Below are 17,863 nucleotides of genomic sequence, written 5' to 3' on the forward strand. Positions count from 1 at the left end.
AGTGGTCGACACTAGCAACCAAGGTTTAAAAAAATGAGCGTATGGTGTTAACTACCATATCTACACCTATGCTAATGAGAAAGAACCCCATTACTTTTGTCATGGCTAAAATACCGTTAACCCCCATAAATTTGACGACTTTAGTCGCGGCGCTTAATACTATCCAGCAAATAAGTGCAGCCGCAGCAATACCGACTATAACAACGATGTAGCCATATAATTCGTCTTGCAAAGTCTCGGCGGTATTTATTCTTGCTGCCATGGCAATCACAACAGATATAGCGCCAGGGCCACTCATAGAAGGCATTGCTAGCGGCATAAATGCAATATCATTTGCGGTTGTTTGTTGAGCAGTGCTACCCGGCATGGATATTGGCGCAGGAAACAGCATTCTAAAGCCTAGATAGCCAATAATGAGTCCGCCCGCAATACGAAGAGAAGTGAGCTCAATACCAAAAAATGCGAGTAATTGCACACCAAATATTAAAAAAACGCTCAACAGCAAAAACATATAAAGCGTGGCTAAATTGACTGCTTTTTGTCGTTCTTGCTTACTAAAATCTTGGGTAAGCGATAAAAACATCGGCGCAGTCGAAAAAGGATTAGCGATTGGAATAAGTGCGGCAACCACGAGTAAAATATAACTTAAAAATTGTAGAACTTGTTCCATTTTTTGGCACCTCAACTACGGGCTTTAGGTTATTAAAGACCATAAATAATAAATTATCCTGAAATTATTCATCAGTATTAAGCTGAATAGTCGAACATACTCTACCTTACCTTTATATTAATAGAGGTTAGAGTAATAGCTCTAGCTCAAGGGATTGTACACCAAGCAACTTTACCTATTCTGTAAGCGATTGTAATCAAACAGTCCAGCTTTATAAGGGTGCTGTTTTTTATTGTCTGCATGTACGGCATCGCTATGCTGCCAAAAGTTAGGATCGGTTCTGCGTATGGCATAGTTGTCCATTAATTTTTGATAGTCAGCGGTTGTGCTCAATGCCATTACAGATTTAACGTAATTATTTAATTGTGATTCGCTCACATTAACGAATACATCAGGGTAAGCGCCTACCAAGCCACTAGTAACCGTAATGGTATCTTGCTCAGGTAAACGGTTTTCATCTTCACCTAACAAGCTTGTTATATTACTGTGGGCATTATTGCGCAGTACAGAATAGTAATGTGTTTGTTCTTCGCCTTGTATTGATAAAAAGGTAATTTGTGGCATTAAGGTAACGGGGCCGCCAACTAAGTGCTGCAATTTATCAAGCGCTTTACGATGACTTTTTGGGGTACTTTTATTGACCAAATTATTATCCGTCACTAATACCGGTTTTACCTTTTGTTTTAATAACTGATAGAGCTCCTGTTTAGGCTGCTCTGTTTGATAATTTATACCTGAAGGTTGAGAAAACAATTTATGTGGAGCCATCAAGTATTCTTTTTGACTGTCAGATACGCCTTGATACCATTTGTTTAGTTCGGCTTTTCGGGTTTCAGGCGGTAATAATGCCAGAAAGTTAAATTCACCTTCTATTCGCAAAAAGTCCATATATAAACGGGTATTTAATTGATGACCAATATTGCCATATACGTCAAAACCAGCGGCTAATAGGTAGTGAATACGTTCTAACAAACCATAGTCAATTACCCAAGATGTTTGAGGAGGACGACCGACTAAGCCTTTAACCACGGTTGCTGAGTCAATATGGCGAAAAATAGTTAATGCAGCATTAGTGTTGTCGCCGTCACCTGCCCAAATTTGATCTGTTGTTAGATGCTCGCCATTAGGGAATGCTTTATTCATTCTTGTGGCTTTAGTGTGCATATACGAGCGCTGAAGCTTAGAGTACTTCAACCAGTTAGTAATGATATAGGCATTGCTTTCTGCAGCAGAAGGTAAGGCTAAGTCATCTTGTTGTTCGCTATAAAATGCCGAGTGATCTTTGGCATTTTTTTCATTTGGATTGACAAAGAATACCCAAAAATGATCGTTAATTACATTCAATGCGACTTGCCCTCTACAAACAGGGCTTTTAATGAAATTCATGATGGTAAATTCTGCTTCTTCTAGCAAAAATTTATAACGAGAAATAGAGGGTATTGCTTCAAAAGCTTTAAAAGGGTTTGAAGCTACTTCCGGCTGATATGAAGGTAAAGTTTTTACTTGGTAGTTATCTTGAAAAAATAACTGCGTAAATGTTATTAAACGGTCATTGTTTAATGCATACGGCATGTGAGTTTTTTCTAATATGCTGCCTTGCTCGCGCCATAAACGATAATAAACTCGCTCAACACCGGGATCGTCATAAGGTCGTCGGGTGGCAATAACGTCAATGGGTTGGCCAGGTGGCGTTCTAGAACGTACGACTTTAAAGAATTCCCCTGCAGGCAATTCAGAAAAATAAAGGTGAGCGATAAACCAATGCTCGTATAAATATCGACTGACGAGTTTTTCTTTTAAAGAGTCACCGTTTAAGTAGTTTTCCCAGGTAGCTATTTGGGCAATATAATTGTCTTTTAATGGTGGCAGTGGTGCCATTTTTGCACCGTTACGTAACCAATCTTGCAAAATTTTATCTTCAGGCTTTGATAGTGCAGGCAAGCCAAACGGCATACCCCAATCTGGATAGTTTTGCGCGTAATTATCCATTTCAACGTCTGTTGGACACTGCTGCTCTCTATCTAACGAGAAGTTAAATTGCTTAGGTAATATTGTACCTTTTGGCAGAGGGTGCTGTTGTTTAAGTGAGAGTAATCTCGACATTACGCTTGCTTGCTGATTAAGAGCTGGCGACTGTTGACGTTCGTTGAGTACGCCATAAAAACCGTTGTTACGCCATGCCTGAGTGCTGTCATTATCTACAAATAAGCGCTGTGGTGTAGCGGCTAGGAGTCGAGTTCCGTCATACACTAAATCTTTGTTTGCACCTCGGTCTATACCTTGTGCAGACGATAGTTTCAATTGACAAGGTGCGTCGTAACAACCATGGCAAACAACACAGCGCTGTTCAATAATTGGCTGTACTTCATCATGATAAAACTCGGCTTGAGGTGAGTTATTTACTACCATACGTGCTTGAGGTTCTGCTATGCCGAACATATCATCAAATTGGCTATTGGCTATCATGGCGCAGCCGCCTAAAATTGTAATGATAGTTATAAGTAAAGCAGTTTTAGACTTCGGAAAAAATTTCATAGCAGAGAAAATACTTATTAGGTTGATGTAATGTGACAATAAAGCCCAGTATTATAAACGAAATATCAGGCGCAACGCTACCTACCCAAGATTAGCTGAGAGGCATGATGAGTTAATACGAGTCTACAATATATTAAGATCATGTTTTAAAGTGGAATATCTATTATATTAACGATCCATTTTTCAAAGTTTTCCGTCTAAGCTTTAACTAGAAACTGGTGTGTTATCAATGTAGAGTTAACTTTATTTTTATGACTTATCCACTAAAAATTATCTACTAAAAAGTTAATTCCTATGACACCAGAAAAGTTTACAGAAGCTGCACAGCAGTTTTTAGCACGAAGAGTTTCCGGTACAAAAACTTACCGTTTAGCTGATGTAATTAAACCGCTAACAATTGAAGAGGCATTAGCGGTTCAACAGGAAATAATTAAGCTTCGCCCTGACGTTGTAGCAGGTTGGAAATGTTTATTACCGTTGGCAGAAGACAAGCTTATTATTGCGCCAATTTTCAGTGAAACCATGCAAAAGGGTGAGCAATGTTGGTTAATGAAAGATAATGCTAAGGTTCGAATTGAACCTGAAATTGCCTTTGTACTTAGTAAAGATTTACCTGCACGAGATGAAGAATACTCTGAAGCCGAAATAGATGAGGCTATTGGCAGTTGTCATATGGCGTTAGAGTTAATACAAAGTCGTTTTGCCGAAGACTCAGATGCATTGTTCCCTGAGCGCTTGGCAGACTGTTTAGCAAACCAAGGGTTATATATTGGTCCTGAAATTGATAGAACAACAGCATTTTCTGCTAGTAAAATTTCGCTTTTTATAAGTCAAACTGAAAAAAGTGGTGAGTTAAGCGAGCAAATATTTGATGGTGTTCATCCTAACCCATTACCGCAACTTCCGGTTTATTGGGCGATAAACTTTATGACAAAACGTGGCACTACCTTTAAGCAAGGCGAAGCATTAACAACAGGTTCGTACGCGGGTGTAGTTGAATTAGATTTTGATAAAAAAACGCACATTGAATATGCAGGTATTGGTAAGTTCGACGTTATTTTTAAAGAACTAATTTAATCATCGACTTTTCATAACATAGTAAACGAGGAAATCGAGTTACCTGCAATGCCGTTAACTCGATTATTTAGCTCGCTTATCTTTATCAGTAAACTTAATGAAAAATATTTTACTAAAGCTAAATTAACGCGAAAGATTTGAGAATCGCTAAACCAATGCTGACGGTAAATAATGACGCCACTGTGCTCATCACAATAATATTGGCAGCTAATGTTTCATTACCTTTCATGGCTTTTACCATTATGTAGCTTGCCGCAGCTGTTGGGGTGCTAGACATTAAAAATAGTATACCCAAATCCATTGATGAAAAACCACTCGCATAACCGATAGAAGTAATGATAATCGGCGTTACAATCAGTTTGGCGATAACCGCGACTGAGGCGACAACTTTAGTGTCTTTCATATCAGAAAACGACAAACTAGCGCCAATGCAAAGTAGGGCTAAAGGTAGGGTAAGTTGCCCTAAATAATCTCCTGTTTGCATTAATACAGGATGCACCGGTATATGCCGTAAGTTAATAATAATACCGAGCACAATACCTATGATGAGTGGGTTTTTAGTGATACTGACCATCATTGCGATGAAATTAAGCTTTTTATCCGTTAGCGTTGTCGTTAAGGTGTAAATAGACAAAATGTTATACACCAGCGACAATACTGACATAACAATAGACGCTTTAGCAATGCCTGCTTCCCCATATAAATTGACACAAAGTGCTAAACCGACAATCGCTAAATTTCCACGAAAAGCCCCTTGCACATACACGCCTTTATCTCGCGGGTTTTTAACAAAAACAAACGCCGTTAGCGTTAATAGCAAAAATACCAGTAAAGTGGAAAGCGACGCGGTCGCAATAGTGCCAGGGTCAAATACCGTAGCGATATCAGTTCTTATCATACTCATGCCAAGCAAAACAGGGAGTGATATTTTAAACACCAGTATTGACGATTGATCGACAAATGCTTTACCAATTACACCATAGTGCTTAAGTATGCCACCTATCACAACCATCATAAAAATAGGGCCGGTAACAGAGAAAGATAAATTGAGAGTAGATAGAAATTCAGTTAGCACAGTTGGCTCAGTTATTTAGGTGGAATTAAGAAAGTGCACAGATTAACCAAAAGTGCTTTGTTTGTATGGCACTACAGTGTAGCGATTAAATAACTGTTAAATTAATAGTCTTGGCTGTGGCATGTTCTAATCTAGATCCATTCAGGACTTTATTTGCCTGAAATATTGCAGAATTCATAGAGTGTAAAATAGAAACGAAAGTAGCTGTTCCAGTGAAAGGAACATATTGAAGTGTTTTAGGTATATACTGAAGTAAATAAAGAGGACGAAATCATGACTAAATTTATTACATGTTTGTTGAGCTTAGCTATCGTTATAAGCCAAACACCGGCAGTACAAGCCGCACAAGTTGAAGTTAAATGGACAAATCCTGATAAATATACTGATGTTGATGCTGGCGAAGAGCACCGTCAACACTTTAAAGATAGAACTTTTAAAGCGTTTGAAAAACACTTTGCTAAGTTGGCTGAATCATTACCTGAAAATCAGAAGCTTATTTTTGATATTACCAATGTAGATTTAGCTGGTGATGTTAATTTTGGTGGAATAAAGCGTATTCGTATTGTAAAGGATCTGTTTTTTCCACGTATGGAATTTAGTTATCAATTATTAAATGCTGATAATAGTGTGATTAAAAGCGAAGAGGTTTCCCTAAAAGATATGGGATTTATGATGCATAGTGGCTTGAGATATCGAAATCAAACCTTAGGCTATGAAAAAGCGATGCTTGATGATTGGTTTAAAAAGAACTTTGAAAATGACATGGTTAAGTAGCTAGGCTGCTTAGGCATAAAAACGCAGCTAAGCTGCGTTTTATGTTTCAGGATCAGCGAGTTTAGCTTTGTTCGAATTTAGCTAACACGGTAAATAATTGCTCAATCTTTTTTACAATATCGATCAGTGCTTGCTGATCTGAAGTTTTCTGCCAATAAATTAAATCATTCGCTACTTCTTCAACATAAGGTTGAAAAGTATTTGCTGAACATTTAAAGCCAGCGTCTTTGGTAAATATGGCTGCAAAGCCAGCTTGTTTAGCTTCACGTAGTGTTGTTAACGTGGCGTCTGCTGTTAGTGATTGTTTTAAAATTATCGAAATATTATCAATTAATTGTTTGTGTACTGCTTCGCTCATAATGACTCATTTTCGTGTTGTATTTCCAATGGCGTTATTATGCCAAATTGATTCGGTTTTTGTTAGTCCTGCTGCCATTTCTCTGACAAGTTTCAATTTTAAATAACAGAACAATAGCCGCACCGATAACAAAACGGTTAATATTTTTAATTCTGTGTATTTAAATAGGGACTGTTATGTCAAATTTATGGGGGTTTTGTTTGCTTCTCCGGCTATTTCTCTAACCAGTTTCGGCATTAAATACCCGGGTAATATCGCCATCAACTCCAATGTGATTTTTTTTGCTTCAGATTCGCTTAAGTCGAAATGGGCCACGCCTTGCACTTTATCAAATAAATGTAAGTAATAAGGCATAATGCCGACATCAAATAAGCGTTCACTTAATTCAGCTAATGTATTGGCGTTGTCATTTATACCTTTTAACAATACGCTTTGATTAAATAGTGGGATTCTAGCGGCAAGCAAAGGTTCAAGGGCTTGCGAAACATTGCTGTCGATTTCATTGGCATGATTAACATGAAAAACGATCACAGGTTTAAGCCTGGTTAGACTTAATGCCTTGACTAAAGCAGGGGTTATTCGCTGAGGAATAACAATCGGTAAGCGGGTGTGAATACGCAAACGGGTAATATGTGGAATTTTTTCAATTTCAGCAATAAGCCATTGTAGATGTTCGTCATTAGCCATTAATGGGTCGCCACCACTAAAAATAACTTCGTTGATCTCTACATGACTTTCAATATAGTCGAGCGCTTGCTGCCATCTTGCTTTGTTAGGGCTGTTGTCAGCATAAGGAAAATGGCGACGAAAACAGTAGCGGCAATTAATCGCACAACCTGTTTTAACCATCATTAACACGCGATGTTTATATTTATGCAGTAATCCTGGTGCCACAGTGTCATGTTCTTCCAGTGGATCTTCATTATATCCCTCAGTAATTGAGAACTCTAAATCCAATGGCATGACTTGCTTTAGAATAGGGTCGTTAATGTCGCCTTTTTTAATGCGAGACAATAATGGCCGCGGGACACGGACCGGAAATAGTTTACGAGCAGCAAAGTGCTGTTGATAGTTTTCTGGTGAAATATCGACCAACTCTAATAAGGTTTTTGGATCGGTAATTACATTTGCTAATTCTTTTTGCCAAGAAGTGTGCAATTTCTCGGTGATTTGGGTTATTATTTGCGGCATTTCTATATTCAATTTTTAACCTTTACGTGTACAGCGTGAACGAGCGAGCATAATAATTATGGCTAATTTTAGCACTAACCAGTTCAAAGCTGGACTTAAATTAATGATTGATGGTGAACCTTGTAACATTATCGATAATGAAATCGTAAAACCAGGTAAAGGGCAAGCATTTAACCGTATTAAAATTCGTAAGTTAATATCTGGCAAGGTATTAGAGAAGACTTATAAATCAGGTGAAAGTGTTGAAGGCGCTGATGTAATGGACGAAGACTTAGGCTATTTGTATGCTGATGGCGAGTTTTGGCACTTTATGAACAACGAAACCTTTGAGCAAGTTGCTGCCGACGAAAAAGCGGTTGGTGATGTCGCTAAATGGTTAGCAGAAGGCGATGTTTGTACCATTACTTTTTGGAATGGTAATCCTATCTCAGTTGATCCACCAAACTTTGTTGAATTAGAAATTACTGAAACTGACCCTGGTCTTAAAGGCGATACCGCGGGTACGGGTGGCAAGCCAGCAACTTTAGCTACAGGCGCTGTTATTCGTGTACCGCTTTTCATTCAAATTGGTGAAGTGGTTAAAGTTGATACGCGCACAGGTGACTACGTTTCACGTGCGAGTAAATAGCCCTTTGTTATCGAGTTAACTTCATTTAGAAGTTAGATAAACTAAAAAGCTCACTTTGGTGAGCTTTTTAGTTTTCATATTTTGACTTTTTCCTGGTTACTATACGTGCTCTGCAGGCGGCACTCGTGAAGTGCGACCGTCTGGCCAATCCGTAAAAGGGAATGGGTAGGTTTCTGAATTAATCGTTAAAAATTGATTAATTTGGTAACTATAGCTATTTAAACTTTGCCCAAGCATTAATAACTGGCTATTAGGTTTATTGGTAAATAGCATAGTTATAAATTGGAAAATGGCGATTAGGGTAATAAAAAGGCGAATAAAGCCACTAATAAAGCCAAAACACAGCATGGCTAGCCCACGTTGCCAAATACCGGGGTTTTTCCATGACTTGTTTGTGGTTTTATCTTCGTCGAATAATTCATTTTCTAAATCAGCTCTCATACATAACTCCAAATTATAGTGTATTCATTCATTTGCTATACAGGTAGATAATGCAAAGTCGAAGCCATTATTTATATCTAAATTTATCAATGGTTTAATTAATTATTATTGTGCTAACATTGTTAATACAATAACTATTTAGTGAAAATCACTAACTTTCGACAAGAAAGTAAAAAGCCTGCAATTGCAGGCTTTTAGATACAGCAGTGTGTTTATTACACTAGGTTTATATTCAGTAAACTACTTTAAATGTTCATTAAAGTAGTTTGTCATCATGGTTTTTAAATGTAGCGTTGTGCCTTCACCTTCGCGAATACCGTGGCTGCGATTTGGGTACGACATAAAATCAAATTGGCGGTTATGTTTTATTAACTCATTAATTAAACGTTCAGTGCCTTGATAATGCACGTTATCGTCACCTGTACCATGTATAAGCAACAACTTACCTTGTAGGTTTTTAGCATGCGTTATGGGTGAGCCTTGTTTATAGCCTTCGGCATAATCAGTTAATAGTCCTGAATAACGTTCTTGGTAGATACTATCGTAGAGACGTTGATCTGCCACTGGTGCTAACGATATGCCTACTTTATAAAGTTCAGGGTAGCGAAATAGCATATTTAAGGTCATAGAGCCGCCGCCAGAATGGCCCCAAATACCGACACGGTCTAGATCAATATACGACCACCGTTCAGCCATTGCTTTTAGCGCGTCAGCTTGATCGCGTGATGACAGAATACCCACGGCGCCATAAATGGATTTACGCCATTCTCGACCTTTGGGGGTCGGTGTGCCGCGATTATCAATTGAGGCAACAATGAAACCTTGCTCCGTCAACATTTGATCCCAAAAGTAAGCATTACCACGCCATTTATCTTGCGCTGTTTGTCCAGCGGGCTCGCCGTAAACATAGAAAATAATCGGATATTTCTTACTCGCGTCGAAGTCAGCAGGGCGCATGATATAGCCGTCAAGCACGACACCATCTTGTGCGGTTACCTGAAAGAACTCATGGTCAGGTTTTGCTAACGTTGCCAATTGCTCATTGAGTTTTTTGTTGATCATTAACGGATGTTTTTGTTGATGTCCTTCGACTTTAATCAGCTGTTTTTGGCTAGGCTGAGTAAAACTAGAGTGCGTATGAATAGCCCACTGACCATCTGGCGACATTTGGTAGCCATTTGAGCCTGAATATTGCTCAGGTGTTATACGTTGGTTTGATAACGTACCATCAAGTTTACTGCGATATAAATAGCGTTGAGCGACATTTTCAGGTGACGCTATAAAATAAATCCAACCATTCTTCTCATCAATTGCTTGCAGGTCGGTAATATCAAATTCACCTTGGGTTAAGTTAACCATGTTAGCGCCATCGCGAGATACTTTGTAGATATGGCGCCAACCACTGCGTTCACTTTTCCAAATAAAATCAGTGCCATTTTCTAGCCATTTCGCGTCATCGTAAAAATCTAGAAAGTTTTCTTCTTGCTCGGTGAGTATCAGATCGACTTCACCATTATTGATATTCGTTAGATAAAGCTTGTTCGTATCTTGTTTACGATTAACGTGTTGAATGAGTACTTGTTCAGAATTACCAGACCAGTTCATGCGCGGCACATACATTTCACGTGAATTATGAGGTAGTTTTGCCCAGGTGGTTTGAGCACTTTTAAGATTAACAATGCCAATTTTAGCTAAAGCATTCTCTTCACCCACTTTTGGATAAGGAAACTTAGTTAAAGTCGGATAAAGCTCATCGGTATTGTTGATCATGATGAAGTCTTTACTGCCCGCCGTATCTAATTGCCAATAGGCGATATTTTTGCCATCAGGGCTCCAACGAAAGCCGTCACGAATAGAAAACTCTTCTTCGTAAACCCAGTCAAATAAACCATTAATAACGCCATTACCCGCATCGTGAGTTAATTGCGTTATTTTGCTATTGGTAAGTGTTTCTACATAAATATTATTATCAACCACATAAGCAACTTTGTTGCCATCAGGTGAGAATTTAGCAAACATTAAGCTGCTGTTTTTCACCGATTTACCGCCTAATTGACTCAGCGTATTCGTTGACAGATTTAATATCCAATAATCACCGCGGCTGTTTGAGCGCCAAACTTTTTTACTGTTGGTATAAATAAGGACTTGCGTACGATCGTCTGACCAAATGTAATTATCGATGTCTAATGGCTTTTCTTTGCCAGCAGGGATGAGCTGTTCTGCAAAAATGAGTATTTGACGATTTAAGGTGTTTGGATCGTAAAAAACGATATCTTTACCCATGCTTTCTGTTTTTTCTGCTGCTTGGGGATCGTCTTGCTTAATTATTTTGGTTTTTTCAGATTTTTCAATAGCAGTATAGCCACTGCCATCGGCTAACCAGCGAATTTGTCCAAGCCACTGTGAAGTAAATTCACTCTCTTTATATATACGTTCAACGGTTAAAGGCACATCGGTTACACTTCTAGTTGTGGCTTGCTCTGAAGTACTCTGGCAAGCGATTAATGACGTGGATAGTACGGTTAATGTGCACCACCGTGATATTTTTCTTATAAACATAGATAATCCTAAATTTTTCTATTACTTTAAGTTTTATACCATGGCAAGGCAAACGCATTCATCGCGAGTTTTTGTTAGTTCATCATTATTACCCGCTAACTTAAAGGACTTGCTATTATATGTTGAAAAAATCTAACTTGCCCCCACGTTAAGAGCACGCAATTTTTTTGAGGTTCGCTATGCTATCAGCATTGAAAATATCTGGATTAAAGAAAACCTATAAAGGTGGTTTTGAAGCACTTAAAGGGATCGATCTTACTGTAAACCAAGGAGACTTCTTTGCTTTACTCGGCCCTAATGGTGCAGGTAAGTCCACTACCATAGGTATTATCACGTCTTTAGTGAATAAAACTGCCGGTAAAGTTGAAGTTTTTGGCCATGATATTGATCAAGAACTTGAAACTGCGAAAAGCTTTATTGGTTTGGTACCACAAGAGTTTAACTTCAATCAATTTGAATCGTTAATGAAAATATTGGTAAACCAAGCTGGATATTATGGTGTTGAACGAAAAATAGCGGTTCAGCGTGCTGAAAAATATTTAAAGCAATTAAATTTATGGGAAAAGCGCAACGATGCAGCCCGTATGCTTTCAGGTGGTATGAAGCGTCGATTAATGATTGCTCGCGCATTAATGCATGAGCCTCAAATGTTGATACTCGACGAACCTACTGCCGGTGTCGATATTGAACTTAGACGTTCAATGTGGGAGTTTTTACGTGTGCTAAATAAACAAGGCATCACTATTATACTTACCACGCATTATTTAGAAGAAGCAGAAATGCTTTGTCGCAACATTGCCATTATAGACTCCGGTATTATCGTTGAAAACACGGATATGAAATCGCTATTAGCTAAATTAGATGTTGAAACTTTTGTTTTCGATTTAAAGCCGAATAGCGCACCTAGCGAGTTGGCAGAATTAAGTTCTAGAGTTATCGACGGTCACACCTTAGAAGTTGACGTTAGAAAAAGTCAAACCATTAATTCAGTGTTTACCGAGCTAAATAAGCAAGGCATTGAAGTGTTGAGTATGCGAAATAAGAGTAATCGACTAGAAGAGCTATTTGTAGGGCTAGTGGGTAGCGGTCAAGCAGCAAGCAAAAGCGCAAATAAGGAATAAATATCATGGCATCATCTAGAAATATCATTGCGCTTAAAAGTATTATGCACAAAGAAATACACCGTTTTATGCGTATTTGGGTGCAAACATTAGTACCACCAGCTATTACTATTAGCTTGTATTTTGTCATATTTGGTTCATTAATTGGCTCGCGTATTGGACAAATGGGTGGCTTTGATTACATGTCATTTATTGTGCCGGGTTTGATCATGATGAGTGTTATTACTAACTCATACTCCAATGTCGCCTCGTCATTCTTCAGTGCCAAGTGGCAGCGAAATGTTGAAGAAATGCTAGTGGCACCTGTGCCAAATTGGGTGATTGTTGCGGGTTATGTTGGCGGCGGAATGGCACGTGGTATGTTAGTGGGCGCTATAGTCACAATAGTCTCAATGTTTTTTGTTGATATACAAATACATAATATTTGGGTGATTATTGTCACGGTTGCACTTACTTCAGCTACCTTTGCTTTAGGCGGATTAATTAACGCTATTTTTGCGGGTAGTTTTGACGACATTTCTATTATCCCAACGTTTATATTAACGCCGCTAACTTATTTAGGTGGCGTGTTTTATTCTATTAGTTTGTTACCTGATTTTTGGCAAGGTGTCTCACAAATTAACCCGATTGTGTATATGGTTAATGCCTTTAGATATGGCTTTTTAGGTATATCTGATGTCAGTTTAACCTTGTCATTTGCAGTGTTGGGCGTTTTTATTGTCAGCTTATACACCATTGCTATGGTGTTAATTACTAAAGGTATTGGTTTAAGAAGCTAATATTCACCCTGCGTTAAATATTGAAATTATAGGTAAGTATGTAATGAACAACACAGAAATAACGGGTGACTCTAAAGCCATTGTAACCAATCAACCTGGTATACATGAAAAGCTGGCTGAGATTGTTAATAAACACATTACGCACCCGTCACAAAAGCCGATACAAGCGCATACTCAGCAAGCCTTTGATGAGATAAATGAGATTGTTCAGGCCTTTTCTGGCGAGATCATTCTCGATTCGTGTTGTGGTGTTGGCCAAAGTACACGTTTATTAGCAAAACAAAACCCCGATGCCTTGGTGATAGGCGTCGATAAATCAGCCCATAGAATTAACCGTAATGTTGATGAAGTTGAGCATGATAACGGTGCCGGAAAAGTTGATAATTATCACTTAGTACGTGCAGATTTAAATGACTTTTATCGTCTTGTTGTAGCCGCGAACTGGCCGGTAACTAAGCATTATATTTTATATCCAAACCCTTGGCCGAAAGCTAAACATATACAACGTCGTTGGCATGGTAGTGCGGTTTTTCCTCAAATTATTGCGGTCGGACAAGAAATTATTTTACGCAGCAATTGGCTACTTTATTTAGAAGAATTCCAATTGGCAGCAGATATTTTAACTTTCAAAGGTGAGATAACAAGGGTGAACGTTACTCAGCCTTTAACTCCTTTTGAAGCCAAGTTTCATGCTAGTGGTCAGCCATGCTGGCAATTACACATTCTTAAATAATACCAGCGTTACACTAATGACAATTATTGGTTAATTTAACAAAAAATTAGCCAATAATTGTATTGAAATAATATTGTTTTTAGCGGGTAATTATTTTTTTATATTGTATTTCAAATAGTTAAATATATGGCCTGAATATTGATATTACTTACTATATCAACGTGAAATTTAGGATGAATACCATGACTAACAATATAAAAAGAACTGTATTTATGATGGCTTTAAGCAGTTTGGCCATAGTTGAACTTGGATTAGTTTATATCGCGACTTTACTGAGTTAGCCTGAACCAATACATAGTGCTCGCATTATTTTACTGTAGAAACTTAAAACTAACTTCAGTTTAGGTTAGTTTTAAAGCACGGTTCATGATGAAAATAACGAGACTTTTGACTGGTTTTTTATTAAAGTGCCGATCTTATATAAATATCAGCTTGCTTAGGGCAAGTCGTTAATAGTGAATATGTATGACGGTGAATAAACGCACAGCAAAAGTTTCTGAAGAGTCTTTACATCGTATTTTTACCATTCCTGTTGCACCCAATTCTACACTGGGTCGCATAGAGAATGAGATATCTCAAAACTTGGCTGGCTTCCTAGGTGCACATATTGCAGCGACAGAACAAGCCTTAAGCGAAATTGAAAAAGATTTTGCTGACTCGCAGATCCCTGAAACTCCTGCTTTTGTTTCAGATCACATGCACCACTTACTTGATAAGCTTGTGTCACAGTCTGTTCATACCTCCAGTCCAAATTTCATTGGTCATATGACCTCCGCATTACCGTACTTTATTTTACCTTTATCAAAGCTGATGATTGGCTTAAATCAAAACTTGGTGAAAATTGAAACGTCGAAAGCATTTACCCCAATGGAACGGCAAGTGCTTGGTATGATGCATCGTTTAGTTTATCAAGATGAAGAGCCGTTTTATCAACAATGGATGCATAGTGCTAATCATTCACTAGGCGCATTTTGCTCAGGCGGCACTGTCGCTAATTTAACGGCACTTTGGGTTGCACGTAACAACTTATTAAAGCCGGACGGTGAATTTAAAGGAGTAGCGCGAGAGGGCTTGTTTAAGGCACTTAAACATTATAACTATGACGGTTTAGCTATCTTAGTGTCAGCTCGTGGTCATTATTCACTGAAAAAATCAGCAGATGTTTTAGGTATAGGGCAAGACAGTGTTATTGCTATTCCAACCGATGAAAATAATAAAATTGATTGCCAACTGCTAGAAGAAAAATGCCAGGAGTTGGCGCGTGAAAATATTCAAGTTCTCAGTATTGTAGGCGTTGCAGGCACAACAGAAACCGGCAATATAGACCCGCTTGATAAAATGGCTGACATAGCTCAACGCTATAATGCGCATTTTCATGTTGACGCCGCCTGGGGTGGCGCGACTTTATTATCGAATAAATACCGACCATTATTAAAAGGTATCGAGTTAGCTGACTCGGTCACTATTGACGCACACAAACAAATGTATGTGCCGATGGGGGCAGGGCTAGTAGTGTTTAAAAACCCGGCCTCTGTTGCTGCGATTGAACATCATGCGGAGTATATTTTACGCAAAGGCTCAAAAGATTTAGGGAGCCATACTTTAGAAGGTTCACGTCCTGGTATGGCGATGTTAGTCTATGCAGCTTTGCATGTGATCAGTCGTCCCGGCTATGAATTACTGATTAATAGCAGTATTGAAAAAGCTAATTACTTTGCGCAATTAATCGAGCAGCATGCTGATTTCGAATTGGTTACTAAGCCTGAATTATGTTTATTAACTTATCGCTATAATCCAAGTAGTGTACAAAAATTGCTGGCTAACGCTAGTGATGTTGAACAAGAAAACATTAATGTATTGCTGGATAAATTGACAGAATTCGTCCAAAAAAGACAACGTGAAAATGGTAAATCTTTTGTTTCTCGTACCCGTATTGAAGTAAAAAAATACCAAGGGCGCAAAACTTTAGTCTTTCGTGTTGTTTTAGCCAACCCGTTGACCACCCAAACTATTCTACAAGATGTATTAGCTGAACAGACGTTATTGGCACAAGAAAGTGAACGCTTTTTACCTTTATTGTTGTCGATGACCTAAACGCTTATTTTCAGGAAAAAAAAAGCGACTTACAATGTAGTCGCTTTCTTCTCTAAATGTGCAATGTAATAGTCATGCACTCATATTCTAGCCAAATGGCTTAAGCTAATTTAACTTGTAGATTATCGATTAACCTTGCTTTGCCACAATGTGCAGCTGCGAGAATAACTAATTCTTTATCGTCTTCACTTGCTGGCTGTAAAGTGCGAGCATTGCAAATATGAATATAATCAGTTCTCATCCCTGCATTATTAATATACTCAGCGGCTTTTCTTGCCAAACCAATAAAGTCATTATTATGTTGAATTTCTTTCGCTAACCATTGAATATTTTGACTTAAAGCTGCAGCGATTTCTTTTTCTGTTTCACTTAAATAGTTATTACGAGAACTTAACGCTAAGCCAGAGGGCTCTCGAACGGTTTCGACTGGTATTATCTCAATCGGCATAGATAAGTCTTCAACCATGATTTGAATGACTTGAATTTGTTGGTAGTCCTTTAGGCCAAAACAAGCAATATCGGGTTGGACTAAATTGAACAACTTACAAACAACGGTTGTCACACCACGAAAGTGCCCAGGACGACTTTCACCACAGTAGCTTTGAGAAACATTAGGCACCTCAACATAGCTTTGGTTATCTAAGCCTTTAGGATAAATAATAGCGGGCGTTGGTGTAAATAATAAATCACAACCAGCAGCAAGTAGCTTTTCTTTATCCTCAGGCATTGTGCTTGGATAATTGTCGATATCTTCATTGGCACCAAATTGCATTGGGTTGACAAAAATACTGGCAACCACTTTATCGGCAAGTAACTTGGCTTTTTCTACAAGGGCAATATGCCCTTTATGTAAGTTGCCCATGGTTGGCACAAAAGCAATTTTAAGACCTTGCTGTCGCCAGAGATTAATTTCGCCGCGTAAATTCGAAATTTTTTCAATTGTTTGCATGGTTATTCTACTTTCTACTCGATGTTGAAGACTGTTGTTTAAATGACAATTAGTTTCAGCTATTTAAAAATATGTTCAGGGCCAGGAAAGTTACCCTTGCTGACTTCGTCAATATACAACTCGATTGCTTTTTTTATATCGCCAGTATCGATTAAAAAGTTGCGTGAGAATTTTGGCATGTAACTACAAGAGATACCTAGGGCGTCATGCATGACTAAAATTTGTCCATCAGTATCTTTGCCTGCGCCAATTCCAATTGTCGGTATCGACACGGTTTCTGTAATAGCTTTACCCAAGCTACTTGGAATACACTCAAGTACTAATAACTGTGCGCCTGCAGCTTCTAATGCTTTGGCATGTTCTATCATCTCAAGGGCTTTATCACTCTCTCTACCTTGTACTTTAAAACCACCAAATACGTTCACCGACTGTGGTGTTAATCCTAAATGAGCACAAACAGGGATACCACGCTCTACTAGGCCTTTTATCGTTTCTTCTAACCATTCACCGCCCTCAAGCTTTACTATACTAGCACCTGCTTGCATTAGCTTGGTGGCATTGATATAAGCTTGCTCAGTGGTCGCATAGCTCATAAAAGGCATGTCAGCAATAATAAGGGTGTTTTCCACGCCGCGCTTTACACTTTGTGTATGATAAGCCATGTGGTCAATATCAACAGGTAGGGTGTCGTCATGGCCTTGTAAAACCATGCCTAGTGAATCACCGATCAATATCGCATGAATACCTGCTTGATCAAATATCTTTGCAAAACTGGCATCATAGGCGGTAATAGTGGTAATTTTTTCACCTTGTTGTTTCATTTTTATTAAGGTGGCGGTTGTTATTTTAGCCATATTATATTCCGTTGGTTATGATGCA

Annotated in this window: 16 protein-coding genes; 7 read left to right on the forward strand and 9 right to left on the reverse strand. The window is 38.4% G+C overall.

Going from position 1 to position 17,863, the window contains the following annotated elements; translation table 11 throughout:
• Positions 1-25: 25 nt before the first annotated feature.
• Both A3Q33_RS11255 and A3Q33_RS11260 read right to left on the reverse strand, forming a co-directional pair.
• On the reverse strand, positions 26-670 hold the full coding sequence (locus tag A3Q33_RS11255; RefSeq protein WP_081180021.1) for a MarC family NAAT transporter: 645 nt from the start codon (positions 668-670) through the stop codon (positions 26-28).
• Positions 671-841: 171 nt separating this feature from the next.
• The gene (locus tag A3Q33_RS11260) at positions 842-3,205 is read right to left on the reverse strand and encodes a fatty acid cis/trans isomerase (protein WP_081180022.1); all 2,364 of its coding nucleotides are present in this window, start codon (positions 3,203-3,205) and stop codon (positions 842-844) included.
• A 294-nt stretch (positions 3,206-3,499) separates the two neighbouring features.
• On the opposite strand from A3Q33_RS11260, the gene A3Q33_RS11265 reads away from it, so the two are divergent.
• Entirely contained in the window at positions 3,500-4,282 is a 783-nt protein-coding gene (locus A3Q33_RS11265; RefSeq protein ID WP_081180023.1) for a hydratase, read from the forward strand.
• 118 nt (positions 4,283-4,400) lie between these two features.
• Here the strand turns inward: A3Q33_RS11265 and A3Q33_RS11270 are convergent, their stop codons facing one another.
• On the reverse strand, positions 4,401-5,357 hold the full coding sequence (locus tag A3Q33_RS11270; RefSeq protein ID WP_155866758.1) for an AEC family transporter: 957 nt from the start codon (positions 5,355-5,357) through the stop codon (positions 4,401-4,403).
• Between the two features lie 273 nt (positions 5,358-5,630).
• Here A3Q33_RS11270 and A3Q33_RS11275 point away from each other — a divergent pair, with 273 nt between their 5' ends.
• Positions 5,631-6,131, forward strand: a complete 501-nt coding sequence (locus tag A3Q33_RS11275; protein ID WP_081180025.1) for a DUF3016 domain-containing protein — start codon at positions 5,631-5,633, stop codon at positions 6,129-6,131.
• A 61-nt stretch (positions 6,132-6,192) separates the two neighbouring features.
• Here A3Q33_RS11275 and A3Q33_RS11280 read toward each other — a convergent pair whose 3' ends face one another.
• Positions 6,193-6,489, reverse strand: coding sequence for a hypothetical protein (locus A3Q33_RS11280; RefSeq protein WP_081180026.1), 297 nt, complete (start codon positions 6,487-6,489; stop codon positions 6,193-6,195).
• 174 nt (positions 6,490-6,663) lie between these two features.
• Positions 6,664-7,692: an EF-P beta-lysylation protein EpmB gene (gene epmB, locus A3Q33_RS11285; RefSeq protein WP_353615499.1), complete on the reverse strand. Its 1,029-nt coding sequence runs from the start codon at positions 7,690-7,692 to the stop codon at positions 6,664-6,666.
• A gap of 46 nt (positions 7,693-7,738) precedes the next feature.
• Between epmB and efp the strand changes: the two genes are divergently transcribed.
• Positions 7,739-8,308, forward strand: a complete 570-nt coding sequence (gene efp, locus A3Q33_RS11290) for an elongation factor P (RefSeq protein WP_081180027.1) — start codon at positions 7,739-7,741, stop codon at positions 8,306-8,308.
• Between the two features lie 99 nt (positions 8,309-8,407).
• On the opposite strand, the gene A3Q33_RS11295 is transcribed toward efp, so the two are convergent.
• Both A3Q33_RS11295 and A3Q33_RS11300 read right to left on the reverse strand, forming a co-directional pair.
• On the reverse strand, positions 8,408-8,749 hold the full coding sequence (locus A3Q33_RS11295; protein WP_081180028.1) for a DUF4389 domain-containing protein: 342 nt from the start codon (positions 8,747-8,749) through the stop codon (positions 8,408-8,410).
• A 240-nt stretch (positions 8,750-8,989) separates the two neighbouring features.
• The gene (locus A3Q33_RS11300) at positions 8,990-11,308 is read right to left on the reverse strand and encodes a S9 family peptidase (protein WP_081180029.1); all 2,319 of its coding nucleotides are present in this window, start codon (positions 11,306-11,308) and stop codon (positions 8,990-8,992) included.
• Between the two features lie 179 nt (positions 11,309-11,487).
• Between A3Q33_RS11300 and A3Q33_RS11305 the strand changes: the two genes are divergently transcribed.
• From A3Q33_RS11305 to panP, 4 genes are all read left to right on the forward strand, one after another.
• Positions 11,488-12,429, forward strand: a complete 942-nt coding sequence (locus tag A3Q33_RS11305; RefSeq protein WP_081180030.1) for an ABC transporter ATP-binding protein — start codon at positions 11,488-11,490, stop codon at positions 12,427-12,429.
• Positions 12,430-12,434: 5 nt separating this feature from the next.
• On the forward strand, positions 12,435-13,208 hold the full coding sequence (locus tag A3Q33_RS11310; protein ID WP_081180031.1) for an ABC transporter permease: 774 nt from the start codon (positions 12,435-12,437) through the stop codon (positions 13,206-13,208).
• 43 nt (positions 13,209-13,251) lie between these two features.
• Positions 13,252-13,941: a tRNA (guanine(46)-N(7))-methyltransferase TrmB gene (gene trmB, locus A3Q33_RS11315; RefSeq protein WP_081180032.1), complete on the forward strand. Its 690-nt coding sequence runs from the start codon at positions 13,252-13,254 to the stop codon at positions 13,939-13,941.
• 465 nt (positions 13,942-14,406) lie between these two features.
• The gene (gene panP / locus A3Q33_RS11320; protein ID WP_081180033.1) at positions 14,407-16,035 is read left to right on the forward strand and encodes a pyridoxal-dependent aspartate 1-decarboxylase PanP; all 1,629 of its coding nucleotides are present in this window, start codon (positions 14,407-14,409) and stop codon (positions 16,033-16,035) included.
• Between the two features lie 100 nt (positions 16,036-16,135).
• On the opposite strand, the gene panC is transcribed toward panP, so the two are convergent.
• Together panC and panB are read right to left on the reverse strand one after the other, a co-directional pair.
• Positions 16,136-16,984, reverse strand: coding sequence for a pantoate--beta-alanine ligase (gene panC / locus A3Q33_RS11325; protein ID WP_081180034.1), 849 nt, complete (start codon positions 16,982-16,984; stop codon positions 16,136-16,138).
• A gap of 59 nt (positions 16,985-17,043) precedes the next feature.
• Entirely contained in the window at positions 17,044-17,838 is a 795-nt protein-coding gene (panB, locus tag A3Q33_RS11330) for a 3-methyl-2-oxobutanoate hydroxymethyltransferase (RefSeq protein ID WP_081180035.1), read from the reverse strand.
• Between the last annotated feature and the right edge of the window lie 25 nt (positions 17,839-17,863).

This window comes from Colwellia sp. PAMC 21821, assembly GCF_002077175.1.
Taxonomy (GTDB): domain Bacteria; phylum Pseudomonadota; class Gammaproteobacteria; order Enterobacterales; family Alteromonadaceae; genus Cognaticolwellia.

Bases quoted from the DNA above. Each gene is read 5' to 3' on its own strand.
- A3Q33_RS11305 (WP_081180030.1), top strand. From the start codon at position 11,488: ATGCTATCAGCATTGAAAATATCTGGATTAAAGAAAACCTATAAAGGT.
- A3Q33_RS11275 (WP_081180025.1), top strand. From the start codon at position 5,631: ATGACTAAATTTATTACATGTTTGTTGAGCTTAGCTATCGTTATAAGC.
- A3Q33_RS11300 (WP_081180029.1), bottom strand. From the start codon at position 11,308: ATGTTTATAAGAAAAATATCACGGTGGTGCACATTAACCGTACTATCC.
- A3Q33_RS11310 (WP_081180031.1), top strand. From the start codon at position 12,435: ATGGCATCATCTAGAAATATCATTGCGCTTAAAAGTATTATGCACAAA.
- panB (WP_081180035.1), bottom strand. From the start codon at position 17,838: ATGGCTAAAATAACAACCGCCACCTTAATAAAAATGAAACAACAAGGT.
- A3Q33_RS11260 (WP_081180022.1), bottom strand. From the start codon at position 3,205: ATGAAATTTTTTCCGAAGTCTAAAACTGCTTTACTTATAACTATCATT.
- A3Q33_RS11295 (WP_081180028.1), bottom strand. From the start codon at position 8,749: ATGAGAGCTGATTTAGAAAATGAATTATTCGACGAAGATAAAACCACA.
- panC (WP_081180034.1), bottom strand. From the start codon at position 16,984: ATGCAAACAATTGAAAAAATTTCGAATTTACGCGGCGAAATTAATCTC.
- panP (WP_081180033.1), top strand. From the start codon at position 14,407: ATGACGGTGAATAAACGCACAGCAAAAGTTTCTGAAGAGTCTTTACAT.
- trmB (WP_081180032.1), top strand. From the start codon at position 13,252: ATGAACAACACAGAAATAACGGGTGACTCTAAAGCCATTGTAACCAAT.
- A3Q33_RS11255 (WP_081180021.1), bottom strand. From the start codon at position 670: ATGGAACAAGTTCTACAATTTTTAAGTTATATTTTACTCGTGGTTGCC.
- A3Q33_RS11265 (WP_081180023.1), top strand. From the start codon at position 3,500: ATGACACCAGAAAAGTTTACAGAAGCTGCACAGCAGTTTTTAGCACGA.
- efp (WP_081180027.1), top strand. From the start codon at position 7,739: ATGGCTAATTTTAGCACTAACCAGTTCAAAGCTGGACTTAAATTAATG.
- A3Q33_RS11280 (WP_081180026.1), bottom strand. From the start codon at position 6,489: ATGAGCGAAGCAGTACACAAACAATTAATTGATAATATTTCGATAATT.